Here is a 23,450-nt window from a genome sequence, read left to right as displayed (position 1 = left end):
GAATTTAACTGATTGTAATCCTGAGGGAATCATCATGAGCAAGATCGAAAAAGTGCTGGCCAGCGGCAAAACCCACACCACCCATAACAGCGCAGGCAATACGTCGCGCGGTCATAACGGCAACCTCGACATCGTGCTGTCGTCCCCCGGCAACGACACACCGGCACACGTGCTGACCGCCGTCCAGCCGCACCCGAAAGCCGAGCAACTGTTCGCCGGCGCGTGGTCGGCCTGCTACATCGCAGCGGTAGGGCTGGCCGCCCAACAAATGAAGGTGACACTGCCGACCGACACGGCCGTCGACATTGAAGTCGATCTGGGCCAGACCGGCGCGGCTTACTTCCTCCAGGCTCGACTGACGTTGCGCGTGCCGGGGCTGGATCATGGAGTGGCGACTGAACTGGCCCACAACGCCGATGCCATCTGCCCGTACTCCAAGGCCACACGCGGCAACATTGATGTCGACATCAATGTCTTGACGGCCTGACCCGCTGCACGGCCGGTTCAACGGGAATTTTCCCGGTGAACCGGCCGTCGGTGTTTATGCACACTTCCGATACCATCGTGTACGACGTATAGTTTCAGTCTCGCAAGATTGCCCCTGGGAACGTCCATGAAAAACACCGCCAAGATATCCGCCCTGGATCTCAAACTCTCCGACTTCCTGTGTTTTGCCGTCTATTCCACCAACCTGGCCTTCGGCAAGGCCTACAAGCCGATGCTCGAACGGCTCGGCCTGACCTACACGCAATACATCACCCTGGTCGCGCTGTGGGAAGAAGACAATCAGACCGTCGGCAGCCTCGGCGAAAAGCTGTTTCTGGAATCCAACACCCTCACGCCGATCCTGAAGAAGCTCGAAGCGATGGGTTATTTGCAGCGCCAGCGTGACCCGGAAGACGAACGCCAGGTACGGATCAATCTCACAAAAGAGGGGCGAACACTGCGTGAAGGCCTGCGCGAAGACGGCTTCCCGCAAACCGGCCTCGATCCCGACGATTTCGTGCAAATGCAGAAGGCCATCGTGAAGTTACGGGGTAATCTCATCCGTACGACGAAAGACAGGGAGTAGGGGGCATCGACTCAAGAGACGCAGTGGCCCCCGATTTCGGTGTGAGCGCCCCCACAAACGGGGCGCTATTCCCCAGCCGTATTCAAGCCTCCATCAGCACGGCATTTCAACTTTCGACGAATGTTTGCAGGGACCTTCCGGCCCTTGCTCATATTTTGTTACAGCGATGGCAGGGTAATTGCTGAGTGAGCGTGTCCCGTTCATGAAAGGTGCAGCGTCGGCAAGCTGTGGAGCTGTAAGTACCCCATTGAGTGATTGCATGTAACCATCGGGTTGCATCACGAAATACCTCTGGCGACTCAATAGAAGTACTGCAGTCATCCTCTGCAAACCGTCCAGAGGAAATGCCATGAGCCACACCAGACCAACGTGTGCACAGTTAGTGCTGCACGGGCTATCGGCCTTGATTGTTCTATGGACGATCAGCGCCGGGTCTTACATGGCAATGTTCAACGTACCGCCAGGGGTCAAGCTGGCCATTGTCGACTTGAACATTTCCCTGGCGTCATTGTTCATACCGTTGTTCCTGGCGCTCAAACCTCTGGCTCGCCGTTTATTCTTGTTCCTGGCCTGCCTGCTGACGGTAACGCTGGCGGCGGCCGACGAACCGCAGAGCAGCAACAATCAGGGCAATGACAATCAGAGCAATGACAAGTGGCTGGAGCCGGCACGCTCCAGGCTCATGCGTGTGACGGGCGGGATGCCGTTCTTTCCGCACCGGGCCAATACCACCGGTAACCTGGTGTTGAATGTGAAGGACTTCGACAATGCCCAGGTCTGTGGCGCTTGTCATACGGAGATCTACAGGCAGTGGCGCTCGTCGATGATGTCCCAGGCCTGGGATGAACCCATCTATCGGGCCTTGCTCAAGCGTGCGAGTGCGGCCACCGAGGGCAAGGTCGATAACTTCTGTACCGGCTGCCATACCCCGATCGGTCTCACGACCGGGCAGATCACTTCGCAAGTCAACCGCTCCTCGATTGAAGACAGTGAGAAGAATCATCCGATGCCCGGGGTCGACTGCGAGACCTGCCACAACATCAGTGCCCGCACGGGCCTCGATAACGGGGCCTATGTCATGAGCCCCCGGGCACACGGCAAACCGACCAAGTTCGGCCCGCGCAAAGACGCCGTTTCGCCTTATCACGACACTGTTTACTCGGCTTTGCACACCCGCTCGGACTTTTGCGGCACCTGCCACAACGTCACGCACCCGTTCAGCAGCGTGGCGGTGGAGCGCACCTATGACGAATGGCAGGAGAGCACCTACAGCCTTAACGACATCACCTGCCAGAGTTGCCACATGCCGGGGTTCAAGGGCAAGGCCGCGATCATGGGGCCGGAGCGCGAGTCGGTCGCCTCGCATTGGTTCAGCGGGGCCAACGCGATGATGCTCAACCATCTCGGTCAGGAGGAGGGCGCGCAACGGGCTCGCAACATGCTCGCGCGCGCGGGGGAAATAACCTTCGAGCAATTGCCGGCAGCGATCGTTGCCGGGCAATACACCTCGGTCGCCGTCAAGGTTTCCAATGTCGGCGCAGGGCACAAACTGCCGACCGGCTTTCCGGAGGGACGGGAGATGTGGATCGATTTCCGGGTGCTGGATGCCACGGGTCGCGAGATCTACCGGCTGGGTTCGATCAAGGACGGCAAGACCGAAGTCAACACGCGAAATTTCAAAGTGCACATAGGCGACAAAGACGGCAACCCGCTGGACGTCGAGGTCTGGAATGCCACGCAGATTCTCTCGGACAACCGCATTCTGCCCAAGGGCTACGATATCGGGGAGTTCTCCTTCCTGGTGCCGACCGACGCCGTCGGGCCGCTGACCCTGACGGCCGACCTGAACTACTGGCCGTTTTCGCAGAAGCTGGCCGACTACCTGCTCGGCAAGGACAAGGTGCAGGTGGAAATCACCCGGATGGCAAACGTCACGCAGAGCGTACCCCTGTCGACCCGCCTGCCGGTTGCCGGGGCGGATACGGGTGCAGTGTCGACGCCCGGGCCGGCCAAGGTAATGCAAGGTGACAATCAGAAGGCCACTGAAGAGAATCGTCTTGTCACCTTCAGACTTCGTTAAGAATTGTCTTTGATACTGCTCCCCAATTGATCCGGGGAGATGTTTTTCAATGTCCGATTTCAACTGGAACGTTCAGTTGCCACTGCGCTTTGGCCTGACCGAAGCACAGCAGATGCATCTTGTCAGGGCCTTGCCTGGCGCCCCGCAAAGGGGGGGCTTCGAAGCCTTTATCCAGCAACGGTTTCGCAGGGCCCACGGTGCCGATGTTCGTCACTTCATGCCGCAGCTGTTTGGCATGAGCGATGCGTGCGGCACGCTTTGTGCGGTGGTTGGCGTGCGTCTGGCGAGCGACGGACCGCTGTTTCTGGAAGGTTACCTGGACGAGGCGGTCGATGCGCTGATCAGTGTCGCGGCCGACCATACCGTAAGCCGCTCAGCCATCGTCGAGGTCGGGAACCTGGCGGCCAGCGACACCGGCAGCGCACGGATGAGCATCATCGCGATGACTTACCTGCTGGCCATGGGGGGGCTGGAATGGGTCGCGTTCACTGGAAACCTGGGGCTGGTCAATAGCTTTCATCGACTTGGCTTGAAACCCGTGACCCTGTGTGCTGCCGACCCGGCGCGTCTTGGCGAAGACCGCCACGCCTGGGGCAGTTACTACGAAAGCAAACCGTGGGTTCATTTCGGCAATATTCGTTCCGGTTTCATTCATTTACGCAACACGGGCCTGTTCAGTCGCCTGGGCTTGCCGACTTCCATTGAAGGGGCCTGCCATGTCGCCTGAAATGGAGCGTTTCAAACAGACCCTGCGTCATCATGCTGAGCAAAAAACCAACGCCATTGCCTTGTGGGATGACCATCGCAAGCTTGACTACGCCACGCTCTATGCCGAGGTCAGTTATCGTCAGCAGCGCCTGCGCGATGAGCGGGTCAGGGTGGTCGCCCTGGCACTGGACAATGGTATCGAGGCCATGCTGTGGGACCTGGCCGCGCTGTTCGAGGGTTTGACCTGCGTGGCCTTGCCACCGTTTTTCAGTCCGGCGCAACGCAAGCATTGCCTGGAGCAAAGCCAGGCCGAACACGTCATTGCCGAACCGCCATTGCAGGACGAACTGCAAGCCGCTGGATATCAGAAGTGCGGCGAGTTCTGGCACCGCACGTTCAGTGGCCCGAACCGGATGCCTGAACGCACCGCCAAGTTGACCTTCACCTCCGGCACCACAGGCACACCCAAAGGCGTGTGCCTGAGTGCCGACAGCATTCTGCGGGTCGCTCGCGAGCTGGATCAGGCCAGCAAACCCACTGATCCGCAACACCACCTGGCGCTGCTTCCCCTGGCCATTTTGCTGGAGAACATCGGTTGTTACGCCGCACTGTATGCCGGGGCCACCTTGAGCCTGCCCAGCCAGAAAACCCTGGGGATCGCAGGCGCCAGCGGTGTGGAGGTGCCGAAACTGTTGGGATGCCTGGCCAGCCGCTCGCCTCAGAGCCTGGTCCTGGTGCCGCAGTTATTGCTGATGCTGGTCGGTGCTGCCGAGCAGAAGGTTTTCGATCCACAGCACTTGCGTTTTGCCGCCGTGGGCGGTGCCCGGGTCAGTGAAGATCTACTGCATCGCGCTGAACGCGTGCGCATACCCGTCTATGAAGGTTACGGGCTGTCCGAGTGCGCATCGGTGGTGTGCCTCAATCGCCCGCAAGCTCGGCGCCCCGGCAGTGTCGGACGGCCATTGCCCCATGTGGAGATTCGCCTGGCGCAGGACGGAGAAGTGCTGATCAAGGGTTCAACCTTGCTGGGCTATCTGGGAGAGGCGCCGCACACCGCCCAGTGGTGGCCCAGCGGCGATCTCGGCGAGTTCGACGCCGAAGGTTTTCTCTACCTCAAGGGGCGCAAGAAGCATCAGTTCGTGACCAGTTTCGGGCGCAATGTGAACCCCGAGTGGGTGGAAGCCGAGTTGACCCAGCGCGGGCCTGTCGCCCAGGCCTTCGTCTATGGCGAGGCGATGCCTCACAACCATGCGCTGCTCTGGCCGCATCGCCCGGACTGTACCGACGAACAACTGGCCACCGCCGTGGCCCAGGCCAACGAAGCTTTGCCCGAGTACGCCCAGGTCCGTCACTGGAGTCGGCTGGACCAACCCTTCACCGCCACCAACGGCTTGCTGACCGCCAATGGCCGGCCCCGCCGTGACGCCATCATCGAGCGCTACCGGCGGCAATTGACCGAATCTGCATTTTCCGAGGAATCCGCACCATGAGCTTTTTTGACACCTTGCAACAAGCCACTGAGCAAGAACGCAATGAGTTGTTCAACCTGCCGATCATCCGTGATGCGCTGCAGGGCGATGTCAGCCTGGAAAGTTACCGGGCCTTTCTGGCACAGGCCTATTACCACGTGCGCCATACCGTGCCGTTGATGATGGCCTGCGGTGCGCGCCTGCCATTGCGTCTGGAATGGTTGCGCGAAGCGGTATGTGAGTACATCGAGGAAGAGTACGGCCACGAACAATGGGTACTCAATGACATTCAAGCCTGCGGCGGTGACAGGGACGCAATACGGGACGGGCGCCCGTCATTGCCGATCGAATTGATGGTCAGCTTCCTCTACGACCTGATTGCCAGGGACAATCCGGTGGGACTGTTTGGCATGGTCAACGTGCTTGAAGGCACGAGCATCGCCCTGGCGACCCACGCCGCCGGCAGTATTCGCCAGCGCCTGGACTTGCCGGAAAGCGCATTCAGCTACCTCAGCTCCCACGGCTCGCTGGATATCGAACATATGCAGACCTACCGTCGACTGATGAACCGTCTGGATGACCCGCAAGACCAGGCCGCCGTCATTCATGCCTCCAAAGTGGTGTACCGGCTCTACGCCGATATGTTTCGTGGCTTGCCGCGTAACGGGGAGAGCCTGCATGCGCCTGTCTGAAGCCCGCGTCGTGTTGACCGGTGCCAGCGGCGGCATCGGCCTGGCCATCGCCACTGCACTGTGCGCCAGTGGTGCCCAGGTGCTGGCCGTGGCTCGCCATCGGGAGCCTCTGGTGCCGTTGCTCGAGCTTTATCCCAATAATCTGTGTTGGATCCGTGCAGACCTGACGTTGCTCTCCGACCGCCGCGAGGTGCTGGCGCGGGCCCAGAACATCGGCGGCATCAACCTGCTGATCAATGCCGCCGGAGTCAATCATTTCGCCATGCTCGAACAGCTCGACGACAGTGAGATCAATTCGATGCTCGCGGTGAACATCAGTGCGCCGATGTGCCTGACAAAACTGATGTTGCCGCTGCTCAAGCAAGCCGACAGTGCCATGGTGGTGAACGTCGGTTCGACCTATGGCTCCATTGGCTACCCAGGCTACGCCAGTTACTGCGCCACCAAGTTTGCCCTGCGCGGGTTCTCCGAAGCCCTGCGCCGAGAGTTGGCAGATACCCGGGTCAGTGTGCTCTACGTCGCCCCGCGAGCGACCCGTACCGGCATGAACAGCCCGGCAGCCCAAGCGCTCAATGATGCGCTCAAAGCCAATGTCGACGATCCGCAAACTGTGGCGGCCGCGGTGACTCACGCCATTGCCGGTGACCGTCGCGACTTGTACCTGGGCTGGCCCGAGCGTTTTTTTGTACGCCTGAACAGCCTCCTGCCCCATCTGGTGGACCGTGGATTGCGCAAGCAATTGCCACTGATCCGCCGCCTGAGCCAGAAACCCAACCACGAGAATCTCGAACCATGAAAAAGATCATCGCTTGCCTGCTGCTGGGCGCATTGAGCCAGGGTGTCTGGGCGCTGGATGCTGCCGACCAGCAGCGTCTCAACGGTATCCAGCAAAGCTGGGCGCACATTCAGTACGAGCTGCCCGAGGGCCAACGCACTGCGGCTTTCGAGAAGCTGGCGGCCCAGGCTTCGAGTTTCAAGCAGGAGCGCCAAGCGGCGGCGGAGGCGTGGATCTGGTCTGGCATCGTCACCAGTAGCTGGGCGGGTGCCCAGGGTGGGCTGGGTGCGCTGAGCAAGGTCAAGGATGCCAAGGCCGATCTGGAAAAAGCCCTGGCCCTGGACCCCAAGGCCCTGCAAGGCTCAGCCTATACCAGTCTGGCGGCCCTCTATGACCGCGTACCGGGCTGGCCCATCGGTTTCGGCGATTCGGACAAGGCCGAGCAGTTGCTCAAGCTGGCATTGCAAATAAACCCCAACGGCATCGACAGCCTGTACTTCTGGGGCGATCACCTCTACCGTCAGAAGCGCTATGGTGAAGCCAGGGCAGCATTGCAAAAAGCCTTGCAGGCTGCGCCCCGACCTGGCCGCGAGAGCGCGGATGCCGGGCGCCGCAAGGAGATCGAAGCGTTGTTGGTGGACGTGAACAAGAAACTCGGCTGACAGGAGACCCTGTGCGTTTATTACTCGTAGAGGATGACGTGGCGCTCGGCGAGGGCATTCATCAGGCCCTGCGCCGTGAAGGTTATACCGTCGACTGGTTGCAGGACGGCAACAGTGCCTTGCACTCGCTGCTCAGTGAAATCTTTGATCTGGCGGTGCTCGACCTTGGCCTGCCACGCATGGACGGTCTCGAAGTGCTCAGGCGCTTGCGTGACAGCGGCTCCAACCTGCCGGTGCTGATCCTGACGGCACGCGATGCCACCGAAGACCGCATCGCCGGTCTGGATGTCGGCGCCGATGACTACCTGATCAAGCCCTTCGACCTGGCAGAGTTGAAGGCGCGCATACGTGCGTTGCTTCGGCGCAGCGCCGGGCGTGGGCAATCGCTGATCGAGCACGCGGGCATCAGCCTCAACCCCGGTACCCAGCAAGTCAGCTACAAGGGCGAACCGGTGGCCCTGACACCCAAGGAATACCAGTTGCTCCACGAACTGCTCTCGCCACCGGGCCGGGTAATGACTCGCGATCATCTGATGCAGTTGCTGTACGGCTGGAGCGAGGAGGCCGAAAGCAACACGCTGGAAGTGCACATCCATCACCTGCGCAAGAAGCTCTCCACCGATCTGATTCGCACCGTCCGTGGTATCGGTTATCTGGTGGAGGAGCGTCGATGACCTCGATCCGGCGTCGCACCCTGACCCTGATCATTGGCCTGATGCTCGCAGGTCTGGCGGTGATCAGCGTGCTGAACCTGCATGACAGCAACCATGAAATTGCCGAAGTCTATGATGCCCAACTGGCCCAGAATGCTCGCCTGCTGCAAGGCGTCATGCGTATGCCCATGGTGAGCGAGGATCACGCAGATCTGTACAGGGCTTTCAACCAGGCCCTGAACGAGGCGACGCCCAGGGCCGACGGGCATCCGTATGAAACGAAGATTGCGTTTCAGGTCTGGAATGCCAGGAATGAAGTGCTGGTACATACCGCCAGTTCTCCGTCTTTCAGCCAACCCCCGGTCACACCAGGCTTCAGCGATGTCGTCGACCTGAACAACCGGCACTGGCGCGCCTTCCTGCTTGAAGACAAGCAGAACAACCTGCGCATCTGGGTGGGGGAACGGGACGACGTGCGCACGGACCTGGTGGACCGCATCGTACGCCACACCTTGTGGCCTAACATTCTGGGGAGTTTGATACTGGCCGCAATGCTCTGGCTGGCCATCGGCTGGGGATTGAAACCTCTGGTCAACATGGCTGCGACACTGCGGGCGAGGCATCCCGGTTCACTCGAACCCCTGCAATTGACGCCGCTGCCTACCGAGCTTGAGCCGATGCAGGCAGCCCTTAACCGTATGCTTGCGCAGATTCAGGAAGTCATGGGACGTGAGCGACGTTTTATCGCCGATGCCGCCCACGAAATGCGCACACCACTGGCCGTGCTCAGGGTGCATGCGCAGAACCTGATGGAAGCGGCGAGCGAAGGGGAGCGTCGTGCGTCGCTTGAACACTTGATTGCCGGGGTCGACCGTACCAGCCGGCTGGTCAATCAATTGCTCACGATGGCTCGTATCGAGCCTCAAGCAGGCGCGCAACCGCCTGCACCGATTGACCTGGCAGCCACGGTTCGCGACAGCCTGGTTCAATTGACACCCTGGTTGTTGAGCCAGGATCTTGAATTGGTTTTCGATGTCGGCGACAACATCGGCCTTGTGAGGGTCGACCCTGCGGCTATCGACATTGCCTTGAACAACCTGGTCACCAACGCGGTGAATTTCTCCCCCCGGCACGGCGTGATCACGGTAAAGCTGGTCGAAAAGAGAAACGGCTACGAACTGTCTGTCGAAGATGAGGGGCCGGGTATCGATGAGCAGGATCGTGATCGGCTCTTCGAGCGGTTCTACAGTCGCGCAAACGATCAGGGGGCAGGGTTGGGGCTGACCATCGTCAAGGCCATTGCCGATCGCCTGGGTGGACAGATCAGACTGGAGAACCGCATCGCTGGCGGTTTACGCGCCACGTTGGAAATCTGTCGCGTTTGACATTGTGCCTGGTCATGCCGGGTGCATGGCGTCCATGCGGCGGTAACCGGGAGGCACCGGTTACCGCCGCACGGCGTTGCGTCAAGACGCCTGGACGCGGTCCAGGGTCAGGCTTGCGCGGCGCTGACCTGGCCCGTGACCGCGGAGTTCTTGCGCACCGCTTGATACAGCAGGCTCGATACCAAGAACCCGACAATGGCCAGCAGACTCATCAACGAGAAGACGTAGTTGTAGCCTTGTTGACCCGGGAAGTGGTCGAGTATCGCGCCATAGATGACGTAGGCGAACATGCCCGGCGCATAGCCGATCAGGCAACCAATGCCAAAGGCCGAACCCGTGATGTGCTGGGGAATGCCGACTTCACCCATCGGTGCCCAGAACACACCGCGCATGGAAAACACAATCAGCGCGAAGGAGAGGGTGGCCGCCATGCCTGCGTAGATGTAATCCGGGCTTTTCGGGATGAGCATGATGACGCCCATCAGCGGCAACAGCGCCAGGAAAGCCCACTTCAGATAGCGGCTGGAACTCTTGAACTGCTTGTCGGCAATGAAGCCGCCAGCGGGGCCGCCGAGGATCTTGAGGAAGTACTGGTTGATGATGCCGTAGGCGCCCACCAGGGCCACGGGCAGTTCGTACATTTCCTTGAGGTAGGGAATGAAATAGGTCAGGCCGCAGTACACGATGTAGACCATGAACACGTTGAGGCTGACCAGCCAGATGCCCGGCACCTTGATGGCCTCGAGCAGGTTCGACAGTCCGTTCTTCGGCTCGGCGGTCGACTGGGTTTTGCCGCTCTTGAGCAACAGCCAGGTCAGGGTACCGGCAAGAATGTCGATGACCGAGTAGAACAGGATCGCCGACTTCAAACCGTTTTCACCGGAGCCCATGGCGACGAAGACGCCCAGCGCAGAGAAGGCGACCAGGGTATCGATGACGCCACGCCCGCCTTCGAGCAGACCGAACAGGCGCCCCTGTTCCTTATCGTCACCCAGGTTGCGGATGGCCTTGAGCAGCGATGGCCAGAAGAGGCAGTCGGCACACACGGCCAACAGGCAGAACACAACCAGCAGATTGCTGAAGGGCGGAAAGGTCGCCAGGTAAAGCCCCAGGCCCCCGGTGCCGATCAGGCCGAGGGGGATCAGTTTGCGCGTGTCGTAACGGTCGGCGAGCATGCCGCCCACCACGAACAGCGCGGTGGCGATGATGGCGTTGGCGCTCAGCAGCACGCCGATTTCAGTGTGGGACAGCCCCATGAATTCCTGCATGGGGATATAGAAGGCGTCCTTGAGGCTCGCCAGCTTGTAGATGGTGCCGCCACCGAGGATGAGAATCAGGAATCTGAGCCATTTGGCCTTGTCTTGGGATGTCATTATTGTTCTCCAGGCTTGATTGGGTAGGCAGTGCCGATCGGCACGTCAGGTTCAGGCGTCAGCGCAATGGGCCAGGGTCAACTCGGCCAGGGTTCGGAACTCGGCCAGCAGACCTCGTACATAGGCGACCTGGTTGTTTGCCCAACGGTGTTCATCGGCCAGCATTCGCTCCAGCGAGTAGCCTTGTGGCAGCGCTGTTTCACTCATTTCCCGGTACGCAATGAACGGGTCGGCGGCTTCGTCGAGCTGGCGGAACGCCGGTGCCACGTAATGGTTTTCCTGCTCGAGAATGAAGGCGATCACTTGCGGGGTTGATTCGCCGAGCATCAACAGTTCGAACAACATGCGAGCGCTGGGCAGGTCGTCTTCGTCGCTGCCTTGCAGCACGCCGTAATGCCCGAAGCCGTTTTGCTCGGGCACGATGCGCACACCCTTGAGGTGCGTCTGGCGTATGTGCGGACCCAGGGTGCGCAGTGCCGCAAGGGGCTGTTCGCAGGCATTGATCATGTTGCCGAAGTCGAACAGGGCGTGCAGGCGCGGGTGGTTCAGCCGGCTCAGCAGTTGCGCGATCTCGCCGCTCTTGAGTTCCTCGTGCTGCTCGAAATCGAAGAACAGGTCGTGTTCGTCTGCCTGTTGCGCGAGGTAGTGCAGGTCCGACTCGATCACGTCCATGACCCGGGACAGCGCCCCTTCGTAGCGTGAGTAGACACGGATGTTGCGGGTACCCAGCGCATTGGCGATGGCGATCACTTGATCGACATCTTTTTTCAGGGTGCTGCTGATTTCCAGATGCACATCCAGCCCGAGTGATTTGGCCTTGTCTGCAAACACCTGAAGCTGCGTGGGTGTCATTTGGCTCAGGCTGTTTTCCTCACCGTCGAGCAGGTGCAGGCTCAGGCCCTGGAGTTCATGGCGATAGGCAAAATCCAGCAGGTCGCCAGGGGTGACACGGCCGTGAGTCAGGTTGGTCAGCAAGGGGTAGGCATGGGCAAACAGACGCAGTTGCCCAAGTCGGTCGAGCAACTGGCGGGCCAGTGCCTCGGTCAGTTGAGGGGGAGCCTCGGCCTCGACAGCCTTATGGCTGAGCAAGGCGTTGAATCGTTCCTGGATCTTATTGTTCATTCGAGTCGTTCCTGGTTCAGACACCGGGTCTACCGGCGCAGCCTTTATCGCGCCAGTCAGGAACTCTCGATAGATCCATTATCGGTTAAATCATAAGACCACTTGCCCAGCATCAAGTGGCCGGCTGCAGGTAACCCATTTTGTCCAGGGCCTGGGCCAGCTCTTCGACCCGCGCCTGGGCCTGGTCCTCGGGGGTGCTGGCAAAGCCGATCAGCAGCGCCGGCGGCAAGACATGTTCGACGCAGTAGTCGCTCAGGGGGTAGGTGTGAATGCCATGCTGGTCGAGCTCCCTGGCCAGGGCATCGTCATCGAGATGCGCAGGTAACCAGGCGATCATGTGCATGCCGGCTTCCACCGGGGTGATCCTGAAGAAAGTCCCCAGTTGTTTCTGCAGCTGTTCGACCAGTGCCTGCTGGCGAGCCTGGTACAGGGCGCGCATCCGGCGAATATGGCCGAGGAAGTGGCCTTCGCGCATGAAGTCCGCGGTGGCGGCCTGAAGCAGGGTAGGCGGGCTGCGATCCATGACCGCCCGCAGGGTGCAGAAGGGTTCGACCAGGGCGTTGGGCAGTATCACGTACCCCAGTCGCAGCGAGGGGAAGAGCACCTTGCTGAAGGTCCCGGCGTAGATGACCCGGGTCCACTGGTCCATGGCATAGAGCGCGGGCAGGGGGCGGCCGTTGTAGCGAAACTCACTGTCGCAATCGTCCTCGATGATCCAGCTTTGATTCTGCGCGGCCCAGTCGATGAGTTCCTGGCGTCGTGCATAACTCATGGTGACGCCCAAAGGATGCTGGCGAGAAGGCGTGGTAAACACCAGGCGGGCGTCAGGACACACAGCCAGGCCTTGCCGGACATCGATCCCCTGTTCGTCGATACGCAACGGCACGACCTGGCCACCCTGGGCCTGGAGCGCAATACGCGCCGCGATATGCCCCGGATCCTCCATCCAGAAGCTGTCCTGCGGATTGAGCAACAGCATGCCCAGCAGGTTGAAGGCTTGCTGGGCGCCGGACACGATGACCACCTGCTCGGCACTGCAATCAATGCCGCGGGCATCGAAGACGTACTCGGCAATCGCCTCGCGCAGGGCCAGCAAGCCCTGCAGTTCGCCATAGCCGAGCATGGCCTTGGTCGGCTTGTGCAGGTGGCGGTTCAACAGGCGCTTCCAGACCGATTGCGGAAACGCATCGTAAGCGCTGTGACTGGGCAGGAACGAGGTCGGGCTGCCGGTCGCCCAGCCGGCATAGGAAACACCACGGAAATGATCGCTGCGCAATGACAGCATCGACTGGCTCAGGTCGGACAGGCGAGGCGGCTGGCGCTTGTGCTCATCGTCTTCAATACCGCGGCCTTCCCATTCATGGCCGACGTAAGTCCCGGCCCCGGTCCGCGACGTCAGGAAACCTTCAGCAATCAGTTGATCGAACGCATTGAGAATGCTGATTCGCGACAGCTCAAGCTCCTTGCTCAGGGTCCGCGTGGACGGCAGGCGCACGCCGCCCTGAATCCTGCCACTGAGAATCTGTTTGCGAATCTGCAAGTAGAGTTGGCGGTACAAGGGGATGGAACTGGCACGATCCAGTTCGATACCCGACAACAGCAAACCTGCGGAGGATTTCATTATTCGTTCGTCCACGGAAAAGGAAGGTGCCTGATCGTCATGAGCATGCCCACGCGGTCCAGTAAAAAATCAACAGGAAGTAACAGTTTGTAAATTTGAACTATACCCAATAGGGCAATCGCTCGTGGCCCCGGGACATGATGCCTCCCCAGAGACTCGTCCCAGGAACTTCAACGTCGGACAGACCGAGAAATTCCGGTTATGAACGCTTTGAAAGTCGCTGCCAGCAATGCGGTGCGTTTACAGGCTCAAGGTCTGATCAAGCATTAGCCCCAGTCCGGCCGCGTGTTGCACGTCGCCAGGCCCAAGTTCAAAACACTGAACAAGGCAAGGAGTTTGCGATGGCTGACTCAAGCAAGAAAATGGGCCTGATGGGGCTCACGACGCTGGTAACGGTCAACATGATGGGCTCGGGCATCATCATGTTGCCCACCAACATGGCTCAACTGGGTGCCGTCTCGCTATTGTCATGGATCTTCACCGCGATCGGCTCGATGGCCATTGCCTACTGCTTTGCCCAGTGCGGGGTCTTCTGTTCGCGTTCTGGCGGCTTGTCCGCCTACACAGAAGAGGCCCATTCAAAGTCGGGTTTTTTCCTTTGCTCGTACCTGTACTTCCTGTCCCTGGCCATCGCCAACGTGGCCGTGGCCATTTCGGCGGTGGGCTACATGACCGCCTTCGTGCCCTGGCTGGGCACGGGTGCCATTCCTTTGTGCGTCGGCACCATCGGGCTGATCTGGCTGACCACTTTCGCCAATTTCGGGGGCCCGGGCATCACCGGCAAGATCGGCGCCTTCACGGTGTGGGGCGTGATCATTCCGGTAGCGGGCCTGAGCATCATCGGCTGGTTCTGGTTCAAGCCTGATGTGCTGGCCGCCGCCTGGAACCCCAACAGCCTGCCGATTTCCGAAGCCATCAGCAAAGCCATTCCCCTGACCCTGTGGGCCTTCCTGGGCATGGAGTCGGCAGCCCAGGCCACCGATGCCGTGGAAAACCCCAAGCGCAATGTACCGCTGGCCTGCCTGTTCGGCACCCTCGGCGCTGCCGTGGTCTATGTGCTGTCGACCACCGTCATCCAGGGCATCATTCCCAACGCCGAACTGGCCAAGTCCTCGGCGCCCTTTGCGCTGGTCTACGCGACGATGTTCAACCCGATGGTGGGCAATATCGTCATGGCCCTGGCGGTCATGGCCTGTGTCGGCTCGCTGCTGGGCTGGCAATTCACCCTGGCGCAAACGGCCAAGATGACGGCTGACCAGAACCTGTTCCTCAAGCTGTTCAGCAAGGTCAATTCGATGAATGCCCCCGTCGTCGGCATGATCGTCTGCGGTGTGCTGCAAACCCTGATGGCCCTGTCGACCATCTCGCCCGACGCCGCCGCGCAGTTCAGCAAGCTGGTCAGCCTGGCCGCGGTCACCAACCTCATCCCCTATATCACTGCGCTGACCGGCCTGCTGGTGATCATGCACAAGGCCGGGGTCTCGTCAGCGATTCGCACGCGTAACGTGGTGGTCTTGCTGATTGCAGTCACGTACTCCCTGTACGCCCTGTATGCCTGCGGCAAGGACGCAGTGATGGGCGGCACCCTGGTGCTCGCGGTCGGCTACCTGCTCTATGGATTCCTCGCCAAGCGCTTCACCGAAGTGCCAGTGGCCAATCAGGCCAGGGCCGCAAACCCTCAGGCGTAGCCATCAGGACTGCACAGACATCTGCATACGGGGAAACCGGACATGAACGTACCATTTGCCACAACCACCAGACTGCTGCTTGCCTTCGCACTCTTGACGCTGCCGCTGGTAGCCGGCGCCAACACCCTTGAACGCGTGCGCAGCAGCCACACCTTTAACCTGGGCTACTTGCCGGACCTGGCGCCCTTCAGCAAGCAGGAAGGCGACAAGGCCAGCGGTTATGCCATCGACCTGTGCCTGAAAGTCGCCGACAAGCTCAAGAGCGAACTGGGCCTGCCCGACCTGCAAGTGCACTACCTGCCCGTCACGGTTGCGGATCAGGTCAGTGCCGTGAGCCAGGGCAAGGTGGATATCCTCTGCACGCCGACCGCGCCCACCCTGGAACGGCGCAAGATGATCAGCTACTCCATCCCGGTCTACACCGCCGGCCTCTCGGTCGTGGTGCGCAACGATGCGGCCGAACCCTTGCTCAATGTGCTCAATGGCAAGGTCGCCACTGCGGGCCCGACCTGGCGTGCAAGCATCAACAATGGCCTGGCCAACCAGACCTACGCGACCCTCGAGGGCGGGGTGACCGAAGACTGGATTCGCGAACGCATGCGCCTGCTCAACGTGATCGCCTCGCTGGTGACCGTGGACAACAACGACGAGGGCGTCAAGCTGGTCGCCGAGGGCAAGGTCGATGCCTTCTTTTCCGAACGCATGTTGCTGCGAAACGAAATCGCCAAGGAAGGTGCGGCCAGGAACCTGATGATCCTGGACCGCATCTTCGAGTACTCGCCGGTGGCGATGATGGTCGATCGCAACGACGAAGACTTCCGCCTGCTGGTTGATACGGCCCTGAGTGAAGCCTATTACTCGGGCTTTGTGGAAAAGGCCTACGACCAGTATCTGGGCGGGAGCAACCTTACCGTGAAGAGACTGTTCAGGGTCTATGCATTGCCTTAGTGAAATCGTTGGCAATGGGCCGTCCACCGACCTATTGCTACTGTAGGAGCGAGCTTGCTCGCGATGGACTCGAGAGCGCCGTGTTCAGCCAGTGAGCACGCGTTATCGTTAACGACCTTCGCGAGCAGGCTCGCTCCTACAGATGATCAGCATCAATTGGCGAAGACCCTGGCGAAGCAGGAATCGCCCTGTCTCCTGGCTGATCGCGGCGCCTTGTTTGGCCTGCCCGGCGCTGTGATCACAGAGTTGGGCAATACGCGTGATCTGCTGATTGATGTCTTCAGCCACATGACTTTGTTCTTCAGACGCCGAGGCCATCTGCTGGCTCATTCCGGTAATCCGGGTGACGGCCTGACTGATGCCGACCAGCGCCGACTGCACCACCTCGACACGCTGCATGCTTTCGCGGGACATCTGCTCGCCACGGTTGGCCGTTGACACGGTGCGAGGCATACCTCGGGTGACGGATGTCGCCGCCCCTCTATTCAAGGCAGGCTCCAGGCATTGCGGGCAAGCCATGGAGAAAGGCGGCAATCTCCCGACTATTGCGCAAATGCACCACAGGAATCCGCGGGCCCGTGGCCATGCGTACCGCTTCGATACCCGGGCGGTAGCCTCGATCGAAATTCCACACGAACTCAAGGAACGTCAGGAACGCCCGGTCGAGCTTCTCTGCGCAGCCGGCTGCAAGGTCAGGGCGAGGACGGTTCATGACGCTGCGCAGGATCACCCGGGCGAAGCAGGTGAGTCGCGGCGTATCGAGCCAGATGATCAAGTCGGCCCGGGGCAGGCGCAGGTCGAAGGTGCGCCGGGCATAGTTGCCTTCACAAATCCAGGTATCCGCTGCGATCGCTGTGCTAACCCGCGCGCGGAACTGCTCTGCGTCGGGTTCGATCCAGCCGGGCTCCCAGAACAGGGTATCGAGGTGCACCACAGGCAACCCCAGACGCTTGCCGAGGGCGCGGGCGAGGGTGGATTTGCCGCTGCCGGCATTGCCCAGAATAACAATCCGTTGCACGAGTGACGTCCTGTCGAAAAAAAGATTCTTTACGCATTCCCGGGGAACTGTAGGCGCCCGCCTGCTGGCGATGAACTCCAGTGCGCCGCGTTCATCCAGGTCACCTGCGTTATCGTTAACGACCATCGCAGGCAAGCCAGCTCCCACAAGGGACCGCGCCCACGCTGAGACTGTAGGAGCCAGCTTGCTGGCGATGGACTCAAGTGCGCCGCGTTCATCAAGTTCACCCGCGTTATCGTTAACGACCATCGCAGGCAAGCCAGCTCCCACAAGGGACCATGCCCACGCTGAAACTGTAGGAGCCAGCCTGCTGGCGATGGACTCAGATGCGCCGCGTTCATCCCACTCAAACGCGTTATCGCTAACGACCATCGCTGGCAAGCCAGTGACCTCCAAACCAGTGAAGGCCCCAAAAACAGCCGGCAATTGTGCAGGGTTTTGCTCTTCAGTCAAAGGCCTCTGAGGGGAACCTCGCTGACATGACGCCTGCCGGCTCGTTTCGTGTTTCAGGCGGATGCACCCACGCCTTCGGCTTTCTCCTGCGCCGCAACGTCATGCAGGGAAATCCTCGAGGTCTCCGGCAATGCCAGTCCCCCGGCCAGCGCGAGCAATGCGATCGCGATCAGGTAGAACGCCGGCGACAGGTTGCTGCCGGTGGTGCTGATCAGCCACGTCGCCACCAGCGGCGCGGTGCCGCCGAACAAGGTGTACGCCATGTTGTAGGTGATGGCCGAGGCGGTGTATCGAGTGCGGGTCGGGAAGGTTTCCGAGAGCAAGGCCGCCGTCACCACGCCACACAACACCGCGCCAATCGCCAGGAGCATGACGCCGACGACGGACGCTGCGAACGAGCCGGAGCTGGCCATCAGGAACGATGGATACACGACAACGATCAACAGCGCGCAGGCCGTCATCACCGTCATGCGACGCCCGACCCGATCCGAATACAGCCCGGCCAGCGGGCAGATCGCCGCGGCGAACAGCAATGCAATCAGTGACACCAGCAACGCGGTTGCGCGACTCAGGCCACCGGCGACTTGCAGGTAAGTCGCGAAATAGGTGGTGAACATGTAAAACGACAGGGCGGTCAGTGACACGAAGGCCCCCAGGCAACAGATCGCCGCCCCATGGTTGCGCAAAGTGTCCTTGAGCGGCGAGTGGGCGACCGCATGTTCCTGGGTCACCGCCTGGAATGCCGGCGTCTCGTCGAGCTTCCAGCGCAAGTAAAGCCCCACCAGGCCCAGCGGTGCAGCAATCAGGAACGGCAGGCGCCAACCCCAACTGCCCATGGCTTCGGCCGACAATGACGCCTCGAGTGCGTAGGCCACCACGGCAGCCGCGGCGAAGGCGGAAAATGTCGACACCGGGATGAAGCTGCCGTACCAGGCGCGCTTGTCGCTCGGTGCATGCTCCATCAGGTAGGCACAGGCACCTGCGTATTCGCCCCCGGCGGAAAAACCCTGGGCGCAACGGATCAGCGACAGCAGAATCGGCGCCGTGACCCCGATCGCCGCATAAGTGGGCAGCAGGCCAATCAGGGTCGTCGCACCTGCCATCAGCAGAATGGTCATCGCCAGGGTTCGCTTGCGGCCGATCCGGTCGCCCAGCATGCCGAAGAAAATCCCGCCAAGGGGCCGAAACGCGAAGGCCACGGCGAACACGGCGAAGGTCTTGAGCAGCGCGGCGCTGGCATCGCCGCTGGGGAAGAATTGCTGGGCGATGGTCGTGGCCAGAAAGCCATAGACGGCAAAGTCGAACCACTCGACGAAATTGCCGATGCCGGCGGCGACAATCACTCTTCTCAGTGTTTGCGGGCTGACTTGTTCCGTATTTGCGTTCGTCATGCTTGACCTCGACAGTTCGTCAGTAAGCTATCGATTATCGGGGCAGGCACGGCGGCAGCTCACTTCAAAAGTGTCATCCACATAGTCAGTACCGACGTCATACCCCCTGAATGTCCCATGATTGGCGCCAGGCTGGCCGATAGTTGCAGTTGGCGAAGGGCGACGTTTTTCGTGAGTTTGTAAAGCACCGGGGGTATTGTCGGTCGCCAGGATCAGATCGATAGGGAAGGGATGAAGATGACATTGACTGCCGAAAGCCTGGTCAGGATTGCAATGACCAATCCGGTCAACGCACAAATTTACACACGCTTGCCCGAGCTTGGTTTGAACCAATGCATGCTCACGGCCGGTTGCCTGTTCCAGGCCGTCTGGAATCATCAGTCACAGCGACCGCCAGCGTGGGGAGTGAAGGATTACGACGTCTTTTACTTCGATGATGATCTGTCCTGGGAAGCAGAGAATGAGGTCATCCAGTCAGCCCGGCAGCTGTTCAACGATCTCGACGTGAACGTTGAGGTCAAGAATCAGGCTCGCGTTCACCTGTGGTACAGCCAGCGGTTCGGCGGGGATTATCCCAGGCTTGAGTCGGCCAGGGACGGGATCGATCGCTACCTGGTTGCCGGTACCTGCATCGGTTGGGATGTCGCCACCGGCGAGGTCTATGCCCCCAACGGCCTGGCCGACACAGAGCACGGGCTGCTTCGAATCAATCCAGGCAATCCCAGGCCGGACTTGTTCGATCAGAAGGCCAGAAGTTATCAGGTTCGCTGGCCATGGCTCAGGATCATCGCGCCGCACAGTTGAACGGGACCAACCGAACTGACCGATTCGGGCCTCAGATCCTTTGAGGCCCTCGTCGCTAAAGCCAGGTTGAAACTCAGTTCTTCACGACCGGCACCGTCACGGTTTTGCCTAAGGCCGACTTGATGGTCGCCGTCGGGGCAGCCGACGGGCCGCTGCCGACGGTTGTCACCGCTATATTCCAGCGCGCGCCTGTCGGCGTAAGCGTCAGGGTGGCGGTGCCAAGGTTCACTGTGCCGGTTGTGGTCGTGGCCGTCGCCGTGATGCTATTGCCCGTGCCACGGGAGGTGGTGCCGGACAGCACCCAATACCAGCGGCTGCTGCTACGGGCGGTGACGGTGGCGCTGGTGACGATCAGGTTCTCGACGACCCCTGCCGAGACCGCCACGGACACCGTCGCCGGTGCCGACTCCGCGTTCTTCGCATCGCTGGCCCTATAGGTAAAGGTCGCGGTGAACGGCGCGGGGATCGTGGCCGGTGGTGTGTAGATCACACGCAAACCGTCGGTGCTGACCGAGCCCTTGCCGGAGTCCGGTTGCTCCAGCCCCACCACTTTAAGTGGCACGTTACCGTCAGGGTCGCTGTCGTTGGCCAACACGTTGATGGTCACCGGTTGGCCGGTGTTACTGATGGCGCTGTCGGGGTTGGCGACAGGTTTCTGGTTGGCGAGGTCTTCGACACGTTCATCGCCAGTGCGGAAAGTCGGCAGCGCGGCGGAATTGACGTAGGTGACGCCGTCCCAGCCAGGCAGGGGCGTTGGCATCAACTGGAACTGGCCGGGGTGCTCGACATCCCAACGCATCAGCATGGACGTGTCCTCGTGCTGGGTGTTGTGGCAGTGTTCCAGGTAGGTCCCGGCGAACTCGCGGAAGCGGATCGCAATGTCCACATCCACCGAGCTGTCGATGCCTTGGCCGATGAGATAGACGTCCTTGCGTGCCCATTTTTCCCATTCCGGCGGCGCCTTGCCGTCGCGGTTGAGGACGATGCCTTCTTCGAAATGCACGTGCACCGGGTGGCTCCAGCCGTTGCCGCCGTTCCTGATTTTCCACACTTCCAGGGTGCCGTCTCCGGAGAACCCGGCAGGGGTCGGACCGGTGGCCAGTTGCGGAGCGGCGCTGATGATCCGAGGATCCATTTGATAGCCGAAACCGCCATCGGTCTTGATCGTCCAGGGCTCTTCGTCGGTGCCGTCGGAGCGACCGAAGATGAACTCGCGATGGCGCGCAGCCTTGAGCTTGGCCTGCATCGTCGGGTCGTCGCGATTGATCGTCAACGGGATCATGCTTTTACCCACTGGCTTGCCCGGTTTGGCGGGTTCGTAGTCGGCGGGGTTCATGCTCACGTCCTGGCCGGCATATGGCTGGACCACCATCTGCATGAACTTGCCCACCACCGGGTCTCCGTCCTCCCATCGCAAGCCAGTACTGGTCAGCTTGAGCACTGCCTTGTACCTGCCGGCCAGGACATCGGCCAAGCTCAGCGGAATACTCTCCGGACCCTTGCCGTCGTGATGTTCCATCAGGTTGACGAAGTAGAGTTTGTCGCCGGTCCTGATCCCGTATTTCGAGAAGTTGACGATGATGTCGAAGCGCTCGGCAATGCCTTGGGCGGGCAGGATCGCGTTGTGGTCCTGCAGGTCGCCGTCAGCGTCCAGATCCAGGCTGCCGTCGAACGGCACGGCGTGTTCCATGAGGTTGCCGTCGTTGGCGATCAGGTGGAACGGCACGCGGGTATAGGACAGGCCGGAGCCTGTCGGGCCGGGGAATTCGCCACCGGTGCCGACGACTTCACGCACCAGCGCGATCCTGAAGAAACGTGACACCGAGCCATTGAGGATGCGGAAACGATAGCTGCGCGCCCGCACGTTCAGGCGTGGTTGGTACTGCCAGTTGACCAGCATCTGATCGCCGAGGAAGCCGTCGGTGTTGAAGGGGTTGAACCACAGCTGGCCGTTCTGATCCCAGGCCTTGTCGGCCAGCATCAGGTTGACGTCGTAGTCGCGGTTGCCCCAGGGCAAGGCCGAGCCGCTGGGCAGTCGCAGGTTGACGCCGTCTTCCAAGGCTTCGTTACCGCGATCCAGGGCGCTGTAGTAGTTCATCATCGACGCGCTGCCCTTGTAGACGTTCTGCGCAGTGAAATCGAGCATGTGGTCGTGGAACCAGTGGGTGCTCATGGTTTCGCGCCAGTCGCCACGGATCTTGATGGTGCCGTTGTTGCAGGTCTTCAGGCCCGGCGTGGCATCGTTGACATACAGGGTTTCGCCCGGGGAGCAGGGAAAGGCCGCGCGCGGATCCTGAGCGCTGGTGTTGATGCTGTCGTAACCGGCCAACTGGATCGGCCAGCGATAGTCGAAGTACTGCCCCGGAAAGAAAAACGCATTGGCATAGCCGTCGCTTTCGGCCGGGTTGTGGCCGTTGTGTTCGTGGGTGCTGAGGGTGTGCAGGCCAAAACCCATGTTGGCTGATGGATCGATCGGCAGGGCGTTGTAGTGCCGCATCAGCACGCCCTGGCCGTAGCGCACCATCAACAGTTTTGGCGGAAAGGTGCCGTCGAAGGTCCAGAGCGCCTTGTGGTTCTGAATCGGCATGTTGGGGTGAAAGCGGGTGTCGATGCCTTTGGTGGTGCCCACAATGATCGGGTTGTCCGAGGTCTGGTTGTAGAGCCCGCCCGGCCCGAACTCACCAACGGCGTAGTTGTGCAGCTGGCGGCGGTCGCGCATGCCGCCGTTGAGCTTGGCGCCCACTTGAGCGGTCTTGAAGGCGACCTGTGGGTAGAACTCGTTCCAGCGCTGGTGCGACCAGCTTTTTCCTGGCGGACGCCCTTCGGCCGGCGAGCCGACCGGATGGCGGTTGAGGAAGGCTTCTACCTGCGCTTTCCACGGGTTACGGTCCAGCACGTTGGAATACTGTGACGGAAACGGGTACAGCCCGGGCTGGCGCATGAAGGCTTCGAGCGCCACAGCCGAAGGGCCGCTGCGGGCGATGTTGTTCGGGTCCTGCACGGGCGCCGGGCCGACGGTTGGAGGCGGGAAGGTCAGGGTGGGCGGCGGCAGTGTCGGGTCAAGTTTTTCCGTGCCGAATTCTTCAAACAACAGCAATTGCTGGGTGTACGGCTGCGCCCCGAACAACGGGCTGGGCTTACCGTTGGTGGGGATCTTGAACGATGTCTGCAGCGCTGGCGGCAGCACGTTGTCGGTCGTTGGCGTGGTGCGGGTACCATACACGCCATTGGGCAGGGCGAAGGAGCCCGTGTTGGCGGGTGGCATGGCCTCTATGGCATCCACCGCGGCCTGGGGGTCGGCCGGCGGATTGGTAAACGCCGAGGGGTCCGTCGGTGGTGGCGGGCCGAAATCATCCAGTGGTGCGGCGTCTGCCGTGGCCAGGGTAAAGAACATCGCACAAGGCAGGCTTGTTTTGCGCAGCCAGTAGAAGGAACTGCCTGGTTGAGTCGTGCGTTTCATGTTTCACCCCTCGCGTGATGTCCCGTCGTCTCCATGTCCGGGACGACTGCTGTTGTGGGCACAAGGGGGCGCGTGC

Annotated in this window: 19 protein-coding genes and 1 pseudogene; 13 read left to right on the top strand and 7 right to left on the bottom strand. The window is 60.8% G+C overall.

Going from position 1 to position 23,450, the window contains the following annotated elements; translation table 11 throughout:
- Positions 1-34: 34 nt before the first annotated feature.
- The 10 genes from PPUTUW4_RS13705 (at position 35) to PPUTUW4_RS13660 (ending at position 9,496) form a co-directional block, all read left to right on the top strand.
- Positions 35-487 (top strand): Ohr family peroxiredoxin, encoded by a 453-nt coding sequence (locus tag PPUTUW4_RS13705; protein ID WP_015095201.1) that lies wholly within the window; start codon positions 35-37, stop codon positions 485-487.
- Between the two features lie 126 nt (positions 488-613).
- Positions 614-1,072, top strand: a complete 459-nt coding sequence (locus tag PPUTUW4_RS13700) for a MarR family transcriptional regulator (RefSeq protein ID WP_015095200.1) — start codon at positions 614-616, stop codon at positions 1,070-1,072.
- Between the two features lie 349 nt (positions 1,073-1,421).
- Positions 1,422-3,152 carry a multiheme c-type cytochrome gene (locus PPUTUW4_RS13695; protein ID WP_015095199.1) on the top strand — a complete coding sequence of 577 codons (1,731 nt, stop codon included), beginning with the start codon at positions 1,422-1,424 and terminating at the stop codon, positions 3,150-3,152.
- Positions 3,153-3,201: 49 nt separating this feature from the next.
- Positions 3,202-3,879 (top strand): thermostable hemolysin, encoded by a 678-nt coding sequence (locus PPUTUW4_RS13690; protein WP_015095198.1) that lies wholly within the window; start codon positions 3,202-3,204, stop codon positions 3,877-3,879.
- Entirely contained in the window at positions 3,869-5,350 is a 1,482-nt protein-coding gene (locus tag PPUTUW4_RS13685) for an AMP-binding protein (RefSeq protein ID WP_015095197.1), read from the top strand. The genes PPUTUW4_RS13690 and PPUTUW4_RS13685 overlap by 11 nt, the downstream gene beginning before the upstream one ends.
- Positions 5,347-6,021 (top strand): iron-containing redox enzyme family protein, encoded by a 675-nt coding sequence (locus PPUTUW4_RS13680; RefSeq protein ID WP_015095196.1) that lies wholly within the window; start codon positions 5,347-5,349, stop codon positions 6,019-6,021. Before PPUTUW4_RS13685 ends, PPUTUW4_RS13680 begins: the two co-directional genes overlap by 4 nt.
- Positions 6,008-6,817: an SDR family oxidoreductase gene (locus tag PPUTUW4_RS13675; RefSeq protein ID WP_015095195.1), complete on the top strand. Its 810-nt coding sequence runs from the start codon at positions 6,008-6,010 to the stop codon at positions 6,815-6,817. Before PPUTUW4_RS13680 ends, PPUTUW4_RS13675 begins: the two co-directional genes overlap by 14 nt.
- A complete protein-coding gene (locus tag PPUTUW4_RS13670; RefSeq protein WP_015095194.1) occupies positions 6,814-7,458 on the top strand; it encodes a tetratricopeptide repeat protein in 645 nt (214 codons plus the stop codon). The genes PPUTUW4_RS13675 and PPUTUW4_RS13670 overlap by 4 nt, the downstream gene beginning before the upstream one ends.
- An 11-nt stretch (positions 7,459-7,469) precedes the next feature.
- Complete coding sequence (locus tag PPUTUW4_RS13665) at positions 7,470-8,132, top strand: response regulator (protein ID WP_015095193.1); 663 nt, start codon at positions 7,470-7,472, stop codon at positions 8,130-8,132.
- A complete protein-coding gene (locus PPUTUW4_RS13660; protein WP_015095192.1) occupies positions 8,129-9,496 on the top strand; it encodes an ATP-binding protein in 1,368 nt (455 codons plus the stop codon). The genes PPUTUW4_RS13665 and PPUTUW4_RS13660 overlap by 4 nt, the downstream gene beginning before the upstream one ends.
- A gap of 107 nt (positions 9,497-9,603) precedes the next feature.
- Here PPUTUW4_RS13660 and PPUTUW4_RS13655 read toward each other — a convergent pair whose 3' ends face one another.
- The 3 genes from PPUTUW4_RS13655 to PPUTUW4_RS13645 form a co-directional block, all read right to left on the bottom strand.
- Positions 9,604-10,869 carry an MFS transporter gene (locus PPUTUW4_RS13655; RefSeq protein ID WP_015095191.1) on the bottom strand — a complete coding sequence of 422 codons (1,266 nt, stop codon included), beginning with the start codon at positions 10,867-10,869 and terminating at the stop codon, positions 9,604-9,606.
- A gap of 51 nt (positions 10,870-10,920) precedes the next feature.
- Positions 10,921-11,991 (bottom strand): TIM barrel protein, encoded by a 1,071-nt coding sequence (locus PPUTUW4_RS13650; RefSeq protein WP_015095190.1) that lies wholly within the window; start codon positions 11,989-11,991, stop codon positions 10,921-10,923.
- Between the two features lie 112 nt (positions 11,992-12,103).
- A complete protein-coding gene (locus tag PPUTUW4_RS13645; RefSeq protein ID WP_015095189.1) occupies positions 12,104-13,612 on the bottom strand; it encodes a PLP-dependent aminotransferase family protein in 1,509 nt (502 codons plus the stop codon).
- A gap of 341 nt (positions 13,613-13,953) precedes the next feature.
- Here PPUTUW4_RS13645 and potE point away from each other — a divergent pair, with 341 nt between their 5' ends.
- Together potE and PPUTUW4_RS13635 are read left to right on the top strand one after the other, a co-directional pair.
- Complete coding sequence (gene potE, locus PPUTUW4_RS13640; RefSeq protein ID WP_015095188.1) at positions 13,954-15,300, top strand: putrescine-ornithine antiporter; 1,347 nt, start codon at positions 13,954-13,956, stop codon at positions 15,298-15,300.
- A gap of 42 nt (positions 15,301-15,342) precedes the next feature.
- Positions 15,343-16,248: an amino acid ABC transporter substrate-binding protein gene (locus PPUTUW4_RS13635; RefSeq protein WP_015095187.1), complete on the top strand. Its 906-nt coding sequence runs from the start codon at positions 15,343-15,345 to the stop codon at positions 16,246-16,248.
- 108 nt (positions 16,249-16,356) lie between these two features.
- On the opposite strand, the pseudogene PPUTUW4_RS13630 reads toward PPUTUW4_RS13635, so the two are convergent.
- From PPUTUW4_RS13630 to PPUTUW4_RS13620, 3 genes and pseudogenes are all read right to left on the bottom strand, one after another.
- Positions 16,357-16,689 (bottom strand): annotated as a pseudogene (locus tag PPUTUW4_RS13630) (methyl-accepting chemotaxis protein); the annotation flags it as partial.
- 40 nt (positions 16,690-16,729) lie between these two features.
- Positions 16,730-17,266: a hypothetical protein gene (locus PPUTUW4_RS13625; protein ID WP_015095185.1), complete on the bottom strand. Its 537-nt coding sequence runs from the start codon at positions 17,264-17,266 to the stop codon at positions 16,730-16,732.
- A gap of 506 nt (positions 17,267-17,772) precedes the next feature.
- Entirely contained in the window at positions 17,773-19,110 is a 1,338-nt protein-coding gene (locus tag PPUTUW4_RS13620) for an MFS transporter (protein ID WP_015095184.1), read from the bottom strand.
- 237 nt (positions 19,111-19,347) lie between these two features.
- Between PPUTUW4_RS13620 and PPUTUW4_RS13615 the strand changes: the two genes are divergently transcribed.
- Positions 19,348-19,914 carry a nucleotidyltransferase family protein gene (locus tag PPUTUW4_RS13615; protein ID WP_041475035.1) on the top strand — a complete coding sequence of 189 codons (567 nt, stop codon included), beginning with the start codon at positions 19,348-19,350 and terminating at the stop codon, positions 19,912-19,914.
- A gap of 73 nt (positions 19,915-19,987) precedes the next feature.
- Here the strand turns inward: PPUTUW4_RS13615 and PPUTUW4_RS13610 are convergent, their stop codons facing one another.
- Positions 19,988-23,308, bottom strand: a complete 3,321-nt coding sequence (locus PPUTUW4_RS13610; protein WP_227698134.1) for a multicopper oxidase domain-containing protein — start codon at positions 23,306-23,308, stop codon at positions 19,988-19,990.
- Between the last annotated feature and the right edge of the window lie 142 nt (positions 23,309-23,450).

The sequence above is a fragment of the Pseudomonas sp. UW4 genome (assembly GCF_000316175.1).
GTDB lineage: Bacteria > Pseudomonadota > Gammaproteobacteria > Pseudomonadales > Pseudomonadaceae > Aquipseudomonas > Aquipseudomonas laurylsulfatiphila.
This window is presented reverse-complemented; position numbering and strand designations above follow the sequence as displayed.

Bases quoted from the DNA above. Each gene is read 5' to 3' on its own strand.
- PPUTUW4_RS13645 (WP_015095189.1), bottom strand. From the start codon at position 13,612: ATGAAATCCTCCGCAGGTTTGCTGTTGTCGGGTATCGAACTGGATCGT.
- PPUTUW4_RS13655 (WP_015095191.1), bottom strand. From the start codon at position 10,869: ATGACATCCCAAGACAAGGCCAAATGGCTCAGATTCCTGATTCTCATC.
- PPUTUW4_RS13695 (WP_015095199.1), top strand. From the start codon at position 1,422: ATGAGCCACACCAGACCAACGTGTGCACAGTTAGTGCTGCACGGGCTA.
- PPUTUW4_RS13690 (WP_015095198.1), top strand. From the start codon at position 3,202: ATGTCCGATTTCAACTGGAACGTTCAGTTGCCACTGCGCTTTGGCCTG.
- PPUTUW4_RS13670 (WP_015095194.1), top strand. From the start codon at position 6,814: ATGAAAAAGATCATCGCTTGCCTGCTGCTGGGCGCATTGAGCCAGGGT.
- PPUTUW4_RS13615 (WP_041475035.1), top strand. From the start codon at position 19,348: ATGACATTGACTGCCGAAAGCCTGGTCAGGATTGCAATGACCAATCCG.
- PPUTUW4_RS13635 (WP_015095187.1), top strand. From the start codon at position 15,343: ATGAACGTACCATTTGCCACAACCACCAGACTGCTGCTTGCCTTCGCA.
- PPUTUW4_RS13620 (WP_015095184.1), bottom strand. From the start codon at position 19,110: ATGACGAACGCAAATACGGAACAAGTCAGCCCGCAAACACTGAGAAGA.
- PPUTUW4_RS13685 (WP_015095197.1), top strand. From the start codon at position 3,869: ATGTCGCCTGAAATGGAGCGTTTCAAACAGACCCTGCGTCATCATGCT.
- PPUTUW4_RS13610 (WP_227698134.1), bottom strand. From the start codon at position 23,308: ATGTTCTTTACCCTGGCCACGGCAGACGCCGCACCACTGGATGATTTC.
- PPUTUW4_RS13705 (WP_015095201.1), top strand. From the start codon at position 35: ATGAGCAAGATCGAAAAAGTGCTGGCCAGCGGCAAAACCCACACCACC.
- PPUTUW4_RS13660 (WP_015095192.1), top strand. From the start codon at position 8,129: ATGACCTCGATCCGGCGTCGCACCCTGACCCTGATCATTGGCCTGATG.
- PPUTUW4_RS13675 (WP_015095195.1), top strand. From the start codon at position 6,008: ATGCGCCTGTCTGAAGCCCGCGTCGTGTTGACCGGTGCCAGCGGCGGC.
- PPUTUW4_RS13680 (WP_015095196.1), top strand. From the start codon at position 5,347: ATGAGCTTTTTTGACACCTTGCAACAAGCCACTGAGCAAGAACGCAAT.
- potE (WP_015095188.1), top strand. From the start codon at position 13,954: ATGGCTGACTCAAGCAAGAAAATGGGCCTGATGGGGCTCACGACGCTG.
- PPUTUW4_RS13700 (WP_015095200.1), top strand. From the start codon at position 614: ATGAAAAACACCGCCAAGATATCCGCCCTGGATCTCAAACTCTCCGAC.
- PPUTUW4_RS13650 (WP_015095190.1), bottom strand. From the start codon at position 11,991: ATGAACAATAAGATCCAGGAACGATTCAACGCCTTGCTCAGCCATAAG.